The 9,586-nt window shown below is 38.2% G+C and carries 10 protein-coding genes; 4 read left to right on the forward strand and 6 right to left on the reverse strand.

Annotation, left to right across the window (positions count from 1 at the left end):
* Positions 1–78: 78 nt before the first annotated feature.
* From B4237_RS10240 to B4237_RS10255, 4 genes are all read right to left on the reverse strand, one after another.
* Complete coding sequence (locus tag B4237_RS10240) at positions 79–879, reverse strand: DUF2971 domain-containing protein (protein ID WP_278595902.1); 801 nt, start codon at positions 877–879, stop codon at positions 79–81.
* Positions 880–913: 34 nt separating this feature from the next.
* Positions 914–1,456, reverse strand: a complete 543-nt coding sequence (locus tag B4237_RS10245) for a gamma carbonic anhydrase family protein (protein ID WP_061392964.1) — start codon at positions 1,454–1,456, stop codon at positions 914–916.
* Between the two features lie 90 nt (positions 1,457–1,546).
* Positions 1,547–2,695 carry a D-alanyl-D-alanine carboxypeptidase PBP5/6 gene (gene dacC / locus B4237_RS10250; RefSeq protein ID WP_004880516.1) on the reverse strand — a complete coding sequence of 383 codons (1,149 nt, stop codon included), beginning with the start codon at positions 2,693–2,695 and terminating at the stop codon, positions 1,547–1,549.
* A 114-nt stretch (positions 2,696–2,809) separates the two neighbouring features.
* Positions 2,810–3,211, reverse strand: coding sequence for an MCR_0457 family protein (locus B4237_RS10255; RefSeq protein ID WP_004880513.1), 402 nt, complete (start codon positions 3,209–3,211; stop codon positions 2,810–2,812).
* A 320-nt stretch (positions 3,212–3,531) separates the two neighbouring features.
* On the opposite strand from B4237_RS10255, the gene B4237_RS10260 reads away from it, so the two are divergent.
* On the forward strand, positions 3,532–3,894 hold the full coding sequence (locus B4237_RS10260; RefSeq protein WP_278595904.1) for a hypothetical protein: 363 nt from the start codon (positions 3,532–3,534) through the stop codon (positions 3,892–3,894).
* 96 nt (positions 3,895–3,990) lie between these two features.
* Here the strand turns inward: B4237_RS10260 and B4237_RS10265 are convergent, their stop codons facing one another.
* Entirely contained in the window at positions 3,991–4,365 is a 375-nt protein-coding gene (locus tag B4237_RS10265) for an MCR_0457 family protein (RefSeq protein WP_004880510.1), read from the reverse strand.
* A 103-nt stretch (positions 4,366–4,468) separates the two neighbouring features.
* Between B4237_RS10265 and surE the strand changes: the two genes are divergently transcribed.
* The 3 genes from surE to B4237_RS10280 all read left to right on the forward strand — a co-directional run bounded on the left by surE (position 4,469) and on the right by B4237_RS10280 (position 7,221).
* Complete coding sequence (gene surE / locus B4237_RS10270) at positions 4,469–5,239, forward strand: 5'/3'-nucleotidase SurE (protein WP_007483729.1); 771 nt, start codon at positions 4,469–4,471, stop codon at positions 5,237–5,239.
* A gap of 111 nt (positions 5,240–5,350) precedes the next feature.
* Complete coding sequence (locus B4237_RS10275; protein ID WP_061397775.1) at positions 5,351–6,160, forward strand: peptidoglycan DD-metalloendopeptidase family protein; 810 nt, start codon at positions 5,351–5,353, stop codon at positions 6,158–6,160.
* A 131-nt stretch (positions 6,161–6,291) separates the two neighbouring features.
* Complete coding sequence (locus B4237_RS10280) at positions 6,292–7,221, forward strand: LysR family transcriptional regulator (protein ID WP_004880504.1); 930 nt, start codon at positions 6,292–6,294, stop codon at positions 7,219–7,221.
* 37 nt (positions 7,222–7,258) lie between these two features.
* Here B4237_RS10280 and B4237_RS10285 read toward each other — a convergent pair.
* A partial coding sequence (locus B4237_RS10285; protein ID WP_286942985.1) for a Lon protease family protein occupies positions 7,259–9,586 on the reverse strand: 2,328 nt, incomplete at its 5' end.

A 9,586-nucleotide genomic window follows, 5' to 3' on the forward strand; every position in this document is an offset into this window, starting at 1 on the left:
ATGATTTTAAAAAACGTATTCTACAAAATTTGGAGCTCGGTGGCTAGGCTATGTATATTAGCGATAGTTGCCAGACCATTAGAATTTTACTAATTTTTTTACTAAATTCCATGATTTATAGTCTACAGAAACAGAATAAATCTTGATATTGTGTGAATTAATTTTTTTTATTAAGTTAATGGCATCAGTATTATTTGCTTCTAAAAATGAATTCCTAACACCTAAGAATATTTCTTTAATTTTCACGGGGTAATCATAAATTTTTAAACCAGAAATTTTTTCTTTAGAAAATCCTAGTTCTAGCTGTTCATTAACAGTTGAATAACGATGATATGGATTTTCCCAAAGCTCAGAAGTTTCCATTGTTACGTTAATTATACTCTTAACTACACGAACTTCCTCTTCATAACTCCAAATAGTGTCTTTGTTCAAGAACAAATGATTTGTTAAATCTGTAATTAGATCATAATCTTTTTCATTTATTAATCCCTCAATTGCGTTACATAGCTCAGTAGTTACTTTTGTCGAGGTTCTTAAGAATGGTTTGGTTTTTGTATATATAACATTCCCTTTTTGCACAGGTATCAAATTGGTTTTTTTACATTGAAAGAAAGGATCATCTACCTCATAGCCGATAACTATTCCTTTATGTTCTTCCCCATAATGTGCCCACATCAAAGCATTTAGAGGATTTCTTGTTAGGCTTAAAATAGCAACACTTTTTAGTGTATTGGAAACTCTTTCACTAGTAAAAGCTTTACCACAGATCACACTAGCTTCAAATGGATCGTTGAAGTAGATAGGAGTTCTAAAGCCAACCTTGGAACTCTCTAGTGCTATTAAACCTGCAGTTGAGCTATAATATTTATATAAGATCAATTTATGAGTCTCCTTATTTTTTTATTGATAATATTTAATTAAAATTTTCTAAATAATTATCTTTTACTTTTACATAATTTTGCGCTGAATAAGGTAAAAATGCTTTTTCTTTATCTGTGAGAGGGCGGACTTGCTGGACTGGGCTACCTACATACAAATAACCACTTTTTAAGACTTTACGTGGCGGTACTAAACTACCAGCACCAATCATGACATCATCTTCAATAATCACGTCATCTAAAACGACAGTATTGATTCCAATCAGGACACGATTACCAATAGTACAGCCGTGTAAAGTCACATGATGCCCAACAGTCACATCTTCACCAATAACTAAAGGGGAACCATTTGGTTTAGATTGATTTTTATGGCTGACATGTAACATACAATGATCTTGTACATTACTATTTTTACCAATCTGAATCGAATTGACATCACCGCGAATCACGGCAAAAGGCCAGACAGAAACATTCTCAGCAAGTTTTACATCACCAATTACCACTGACATATCATCAATGTAACAACTTGAATCTATATCAGGTTTTTGGTCTAGATAAGGGCGAATGTTGTTTGACATAGCAGTGTTCAATTGAAGATTTAAAAGAATTATAAAATAAAAAAGCACTCAAGCTAAATAGCATGAGTGCTTGATTTCACTATTCTAAAATTAGAATAAGTTACTGAAGAACATTTTGATATGATCGATCATACGCGCAAAGAAACCCGCTTCTTCAACAGGTTTTAAAGCGACAAGTGGCTTCTCAGCAATCACTTTGCCATCAAGGCTTGCAACTAATTTACCTACAACTTGACCTTTCGCTAAAGGCGCGTTCAATTTAGGTTGAACTACAAGTTGGGTTTTAATGTTATCCGCTCGACCTTTAGGCATCGTTACGCTGAAGTTTTCAGCTAAGCCAATTTGAACTTCATCTTCTTTACCAAACCAAACTTTGGCTTTAGCAAGTACTTGGTTTGCAGGTTGAACATTAACAGTTTCAAAGTTTGCAAAACCCCAAGCAAGTAAAGTACGTGTTTGGCTTGCACGCTCATTCATGCTTGGTGTGCCGAAGATGACAGAGATCAAACGCATTGGCCCACGTTTACTTGAAGTCGTTAAGCAATAACCAGCTTCATTTGTATGACCTGTTTTTAAGCCATCAACACTTGGGTCAGTGTAAAGTAGGGCATTACGGTTGCCTTGCTTAATACCATTAAAGGTAAATTCTTTTTCTGAATAGATTGGGTAATATTTAGAACTGTCTTTGATAATGTGCTGAGCAAGAACAGCCATATCTTTCGCAGTAGAATAATGACCATCAGCAGGCATACCTGTCGAGTTGATGAAGTTTGTATTCACCATGCCAACACGTTTTGCTTCTTGGTTCATCATGTAAGCAAAAGTACCTTCATTCCCTGCAATGTGTTCAGCCATTGCTTTAGACGCATCGTTACCTGACTGAATAATGATACCGCGTAACATTTCTAGAACTGTTGCAGTGCCATTTAATGGAACATACATACATGATTCAGAACTGCTACCACGACACCACGCAGATTCATTCATACGTACTTTTTCGTCTTCAGTTAATTCACCCTTCAAAAGTTTCTGCTCAATGATGTAGCTTGTCATCATTTTAGTCATTGAGGCAGGCGCAAGTTTTTCATTTTCGTTTTTTGCAGCGAGAATCTGTCCAGTCTCATAGTCCATGAGTACATAGGATTTATTATTTAATTCTGGTGGAGCAGATAGGACAGTTGCTGCATAAGAAAAGCTTGGCAAAAGTAGTAATGCAGCAAGAGCGCTTTTTTGAGTCATTCTAAGTGGTTCCAATATCTTGTGTGAAGCAGTAGAGCCTAGCATTTTAGGATAAAGCAAAGCCGACTTCTATGGGCGAAGTCGGCTTTTTCATACAGTATTGTAACGAATCGGTTACTTAGAATAATAATTCCGAACATCATCGCAGATTTGGCGATTATCTTCTTCAGAAGCTGCCTTTGCATCTGCACGTGCTTCTTTTAAAGCAGCTTGGAAATCTTTGCTTTTTGCGCGTTTATTGAGGACTTCAACAGCATTTGGATCGTTGTTTAAATAAGCTTTAACTAAGTTTTCATAAGCTTTATTAAACTTGAGATCTTTTCCGATTAATTTAGGGCAAGTCTCAGAAATAACATAGATCGCAGCAAGCTCTTGAGGCGTGACGCTGTCAGTTGTTGGAGTAACTTCAATTTTCTCAGTCTCAGACTTTTTGTCAGCTGCAAAAACTGTAGGAGATAAAGTGCTAGACGCGATGAGAAATGATAAACCTAGTGTTTTAAAAACATTTTTCTTCATAAGAAACCAAACTCAAAACAAGACTTAAAGAATTTGAATAACTTATAGCATAAAGTAAATTAAAAATTGTATCTTTGCTGTAGGAACCATGGAGAAAATGTGGTTTTAAATTTTCATAATCTCAGACATTGCAACGATGCTGAGATGAAATTGTACTGAGGTTTAACAGCTTTATTTCTCCTTATATGTTTAATATAGATGAATTTACTTTTCGTATTATTATAAGAATGAATATGGTCGATAGAACTGTATTTTAAATGAATAAGTTAGATAAAAAGACGAGTGAAAATAACAAATCTGTATCGAACAGGAGTAATAAAATGAAGACAAAATTCACAGGTGGTATTGATATCGCCCTTAAACTTCCACCACATCAATTTGAAGAAACAGTCGTATTCTATCGCGATGTGATTGGCCTTAAACAAATTACAGAAAAAGGCACAGCAATAGGTTTTGAATTTGGTCCTGTCAATTTATGGATTGATGTTGCATCGGGAATGAGTCAGGCTGAGCTTTGGCTTGAACTATTTACTGATAATTTTTCTGAAGCTGCTAAATATTTGAGAGACGCTGGGGTAGTGCGTTGTGATGCGATTGAACCTTTAGCTGAAGGTTTTCGAGGAGGTTGGATTATTAGCCCCGCCAATATTGTTCACATGGTCCGTGAACCTGATGCTTGGTAGTGATTGTTTAAGGCGGGCTTCACTCATTTTGTGAGTAGATTAGGGATGTGGTTTTAAAGTGCCATATTTTAAAACCACATTCATGCTTTTAGAGGATTACTCTTCGTAATTTAATACATCTTCACAAACTGATTTTTGCTCAGCTTGGCCGACTTCTTTTGCTGCTTGACGCGCATCTGTCAGTAGATTTTGGAACTCGCTATCTTTTTGCAAGCTGTCTAAAGTCGTGGACTTATTTGAGTAGTTACTTAAATAAGAATTAACAATTTTCTTAATATTTTGATCAAACTTTGCATTTTTACCAATAATGCTTGGACACATTTCGATCAGTACTTGTGCATTCGCGATATCATCTTTAATCAATGCATCCGCTTCAGCTGCTGAAACTGCCTCGTCAGCAAAAACCGTTGGTGCAGTAAGAAGTGCGAAACTCACCCCAAAAACTCGAATAAAATTAGATAAATGTCTCATAGTTACTTAAATTTCTAATACTAAGAAGTAATAAATATATATAATTCAATGAATAATTCAATTGAAAAAACTCAGTAGTAATATTTGAAGAGATAGGATTTTAGTGAATATATTGATTGCAAATGATGATGGTGTTTTCGCTCCTGGTATTCAAGCATTGGCCCATGCTTTGAAACCTTTAGGTCGAGTGGTTGTAGTTGCGCCTGAAAGCGAGCGCAGTGGCTTTTCAAGTGCTTTAACGCTAGATCGTCCTTTACGTCCAGTGCAAATTTCGGAAGATGTTTGGGCGGTAAATGGTACACCAGCAGACTGTGTTTATTTATCTATGAATGGTCTGTTTGATTTTGAATTTGACCTAGTCGTGAGTGGTATAAATAGCGGTGCTAACTTAGGCGATGACGTTTTATATTCAGGTACAGTGGGCGCTGCATTTGAAGGTCGTTTAATGAAACATCCAGCAATTGCAGTTTCTTTATCTGGTTCAAATGTGCGTTCTTATGAACACCCTCAAGCATATGCACAAGCAGCAAAATGGGTTCATGATTTTATTGCTAAAGGTCTACCTATTTTACCTCCGCGTCATATTTTCAATATTAATATTCCTGATGTTGAAGAAATCAAAGGTGCTCAAATTACTTATCAAGGGCGTAGAGCACAGTCAAAACCGATCACTAGCCATGTAGACCCGCGTGGTCGACAAGTTTATTGGATTGGACTCGCAGGTGAAGCTGTAACAGAACCTCAACCCGCTTCGAGTCATATTCAATCTGATTTCTTTGCGGTATCGAATGGATATGTCAGTATTACGCCGATTCAGATGGATGCAACAAATTATGCTGTGCTTGACGATTTACATGCTCTTGTAAATGGTTAGCGGTGGCTCTGTTATAACTTTGTGAATATAGAATGTGAAAACTCGTTTTTTTTCACTATTTTGGTACTCTAGGGCCGAAATAAATTAAGCTTTTTTAAGATGGGGGTGAAGATGCACTTAAACCAGGTCTCGATTTTTCTATCACAGAAGATGATTAAAACAATCGTATTGTCTATGGCGGTAGCAACAACGGCGGCTATTGTGACTGGTTGTGCATCTAAACCGCAAATCCACGGCGGAACGCGTTTTGCTCAAGCTCCAAATTATTACACTGTAAAATCAGGTGATACCTTAAGTGGCATTGCAAATCGTTATGGAATGAATTATCTCGATATTGCAGCTCTCAATGATATTGCACCGCCTTATCGAATTTATGTGAATCAATCTCTACGTCTCAAAGGCTCAGCATCTAAACGTACAACATCAACGCAGACAATCACACAAACTGCACCTATTCAACGTCAGAGCATTCAGTTGCCTACGCAACAGCCTGTAGCACCGAAACCTGTTGTTCCAGTCGTTCCTGTAAATCCAACTTCATCGAATCTAGCTTCAAACCTACGTTGGGTTAAACCATCAAATGGTCCTGTGATTCAGACATTTAATTTGGCGAGTAATGTCAAAGGAACACGTTACGGTGGAAATGAAGGTGATCCAGTATTTGCTGCCGCCAATGGTCAGGTTGTTTATGCTGCCGACGGTTTAAAAGAATATGGGAACTTAGTGTTGGTTAAGCATATTGATGGCTATATCACAGCGTATGCACATAACAGCAAAATGCTCGTGAAGAGTGGTGATAACGTTACCGCTGGCCAGAAAATCGCTGAAATGGGTTCTTCAGGTGCGACTCGCGTGATGCTGGAGTTCCAAGTTCGTTTAGATGGTAAACCAGTCAATCCAACTACAGTTTTACCAAATTAATTTTTCTTTTTGGCAAAACAAACTTTCAACAAATTGTTAATAATCACTGGTCTAAGACTAGACTTCTCTGTATACTCTTATAGATTGCTTTAATTAGAACAATAAGCATATAAATAAATAGAGGGAAGTCTATGTTAGATCAATTGCGTGCAATGGGGGTCTTTGCGTGTGTTGTAGAGAAAAGTTCTTTCAGTGGTGCAGCGAGAGAATTAGGAATTACAACAAGTGCAGTCAGTCAGCAAATCCGTTCTTTAGAACAAGAAATGGATGTCACTTTATTACATCGTTCAACGCGTAAGCTTAGTCTTACTGAAGCAGGGCAAGCATTCTTTTTAAGTTGTCAAGAAATGCTCGCAGCGGCTGAACGAGGTAAAATTCGTATTAATGAGTTACGTGATGATCTGGTGGGTGATTTACGAATCTCGACTACACCTGAGTTAGGTGCATTACATGTTATCCCAGCACTTTCTCATTGGATGTCAGCGCATAAGGGCTTGGCAATTCATTTTGAAGCAGATCATCGTTATATCGACTTAATTGAAGAGCGTATTGATATCGCTGTTAGAATGAGTCTAAAAATGGATGATCATAATCTAACAGCAGTTCCACTGGCTCGTGTCGATCAAGTATTGGTTGCTTCGCCTAGCTATCTCAATCAATCTTTGCCAATTACAAGACCTGAAGACTTACGTCATCATGAGTTGCTTCCTGTAACGTTAATGCAAAATTATCAACATTTTGCATTTCGTCATGGGTTGAGTGGTGAAGTGGTGAATGTAGATATGAAAACACGTTTGGGTACAAATAACGTTTTTGTCGCAAAGTCACTCTGCCAACAAGGACATGGTATTGCACGTATTCTTTATATGGATATCCAAAAAGAGCTAATCAATGGTTCATTGGTCGAGGTATTGCCTGACTGGCACATGCCATCTTATACCTTGCATGCTTTAACATCGAAACGTGAACAATATCCAATGAAAGTTCATCGTTGTATTGATGCATTAAAGCAATATTTTGCGCAACTCCCTGGAGGCCGTTCCTTGCAAGGGGTAGCCTAACAAAAAAGCCATGTTCCGAGGAACATGGCTTTTTCTTTTAACGATGTTTCTTTTTACTTAGAGGTTTTAGCGTTTTAGCTTCAGCGAGAGCTTCCTCAGAAGCTTTGGCATCGGTTTCATCTTTTTTGGACTTCTTACGTTTTTTCTTTTTCTTTGGTTCATCCTCTTCTACAGCTTCACCATCCTCTATCGCTTGCCAGTACTCAAGTTGTTCCATCACAGCAGCATAGATTGAGTTTTTGCTGTAACGACCCTTTTTATCAAGTGTTCCTACTGGACGAGCCATTAAAATTTCTAAAGCTTGATCAATGGTGTCAATCGCGTGTACGTGGAATTGCCCACTTTCAACGGCATCAATAACATCTTGACGTAACATGAGGTGTTGCATGTTTTGACGAGGAATGATGACACCTTGTTTACCTGTGAGTCCTTGCAGCTTACAAGCATCGTAAAAGCCTTCAATTTTGGCATTTACGCCGCCAATTGGCTGAACTTGTCCTAATTGGTTCATTGATCCAGTAATTGCCCAAGATTGATCAATTGGAATCTGACAAATCGCAGAAATGAGTGCAGAAAGTTCAGCTACAGTTGCACTATCGCCATCCACTTGTCCATAACTTTGCTCAAAAGCTAATGCTGCTGAGAAATGCAGAATTTGCTCACGACCGAAGTGAGCTTTGAGGAAGCTCGACATGAGCAATACCCCTTTAGCATGTAATGAACCACCTAGCTCAACACTACGTTCGATATCTAAGATATCACCACCACCTTGATAAACTGAGGCAGTGAGGCGAGAAGGTAAGCCAAATTCGACATCAGCATAGTGAATTACAGATAGAGCATTAATTTGACCTAGGCGATGACCTGAGGTTTCTATCAGTTGAGTACCGCGAGATAAATCTTGCCAGTAAAGCTCACGTAAATACCCTAAGCGATATTGACGATGATGAAGCGCTTGATTCACATGCTGATCCGTTACGATTTTATCGCAACTTTTGAAAGCATGATGATGTGCTTCACGGATTAAATCACCCAGCGTAGACGCATGTAATGAAAGTGAACTTTGATCTTCTGCTTGGCGACTTGAATCGGTGAGCAAAGCGGCTAAAGCCGAACGATCAAATGGAAGTAACTTATCTGCTTGTACGTAGTCTGCAATCAACTGCATATATGCTTGTTCATTACTGTCGTTACGTTGTAATGTATCAGTGAAATCAGCACGAATTTTGAAAACACTACCGAGTTCAGGCTCAACTTCTAAAATTTCATAATAGATTTCAGGTTCAGCAAGAAGTATGACTTTGAGATCTAAAGGAACAGAAGCAGGTTCAATTGAAATACTGCCAGTTAATGTCAGCATATGTTCAAGCGAAGAAAGCTTAAGTTGCCCTGATTTAAGTGCACGTTTTAAACCTTGCCAAGCATAAGGTTGTTCAAGCAAATGCTCAGCCTCAAGCATGAGGAAGCCACCATTCGCTTGATGTAATGAACCCGGACGGATTAAGGTAAAGTCTGTCGTGATCGTACCATTATGAGTAAGCTGTTCAACATGCCCAAGTAAGTTATAGTGAGTTGGGAAATCCTCAAAAATAACAGGCGCACCACTATTTGGTTTATTCGATACGATGACATTGGCTTGATAACGAGAAGGGACCCGATTAAATAAAGCGGGCGTAAAGTCATCCTCTTCCTGTTCTAAAATCAGTTCAACATTATCGATAATGTCATCTGCATATTGTTTAAGAAATTGCTCTAAACCTTTAACTTCTTTGTTTTTGTTTAGAATCAGGTCAACACGCGGCATAACCACTTGAGTCGCAATTTCTCGATTAAGGCTAGACACTTGATCTCGCGCATCATCTTCCAAATCACCAAGATGTAGACCAAGTCGGTCTAATTTTTTTTCCATATAGCGAATATTGGAGGTGATCTCAGCGCGTTCTTTATTGCTAAGCGTATCAATATCTTCTTGCGTCAACTCATGATATTCATCATCTCGAAGCTGCATTGGAATGAAGACATGTTTGTCATTACGAGAAATAAGCTTAAGGTCTAGATCTTCACCTTCTTTAGTCAGTTCAACCAATGCTTGTTGTTGAACTTCACCTGTCGCTTGGCGAATACGTTCGATACGATTGTGATAACTTTCAGCGCTAAAGCGACGTTCGAGCTGTTTTAAAATAACCTGCCATGCTTGTTGTAAAGCATTTTGAAATTTTGTCCCTTGTCCAGCAGGGAAGCGTAGAGCAATCGGTTGTCTTGGATTTTTGAAGTTATTGACATATACCCAATCATCTGGAGTTTGCATGGTTTTGGCATGTTGCTGTAACAAACGTTTAATCCTTGTGCGTTTGCCTAGCCCTGC

The organism is Acinetobacter sp. UBA6526 (assembly GCF_002434875.1).
Taxonomy (GTDB): Bacteria; Pseudomonadota; Gammaproteobacteria; order Pseudomonadales; family Moraxellaceae; genus Acinetobacter; species Acinetobacter venetianus.

What these genes read in the sequence shown, in the direction of transcription:
- B4237_RS10275 (WP_061397775.1), top strand. Translation starts at nt 5,351, where the DNA reads ATGCACTTAAACCAGGTCTCGATTTTTCTATCACAGAAGATGATTAAA.
- B4237_RS10255 (WP_004880513.1), bottom strand. Translation starts at nt 3,211, where the DNA reads ATGAAGAAAAATGTTTTTAAAACACTAGGTTTATCATTTCTCATCGCG.
- dacC (WP_004880516.1), bottom strand. Translation starts at nt 2,695, where the DNA reads ATGACTCAAAAAAGCGCTCTTGCTGCATTACTACTTTTGCCAAGCTTT.
- B4237_RS10265 (WP_004880510.1), bottom strand. Translation starts at nt 4,365, where the DNA reads ATGAGACATTTATCTAATTTTATTCGAGTTTTTGGGGTGAGTTTCGCA.
- B4237_RS10280 (WP_004880504.1), top strand. Translation starts at nt 6,292, where the DNA reads ATGTTAGATCAATTGCGTGCAATGGGGGTCTTTGCGTGTGTTGTAGAG.
- B4237_RS10245 (WP_061392964.1), bottom strand. Translation starts at nt 1,456, where the DNA reads ATGTCAAACAACATTCGCCCTTATCTAGACCAAAAACCTGATATAGAT.
- B4237_RS10260 (WP_278595904.1), top strand. Translation starts at nt 3,532, where the DNA reads ATGAAGACAAAATTCACAGGTGGTATTGATATCGCCCTTAAACTTCCA.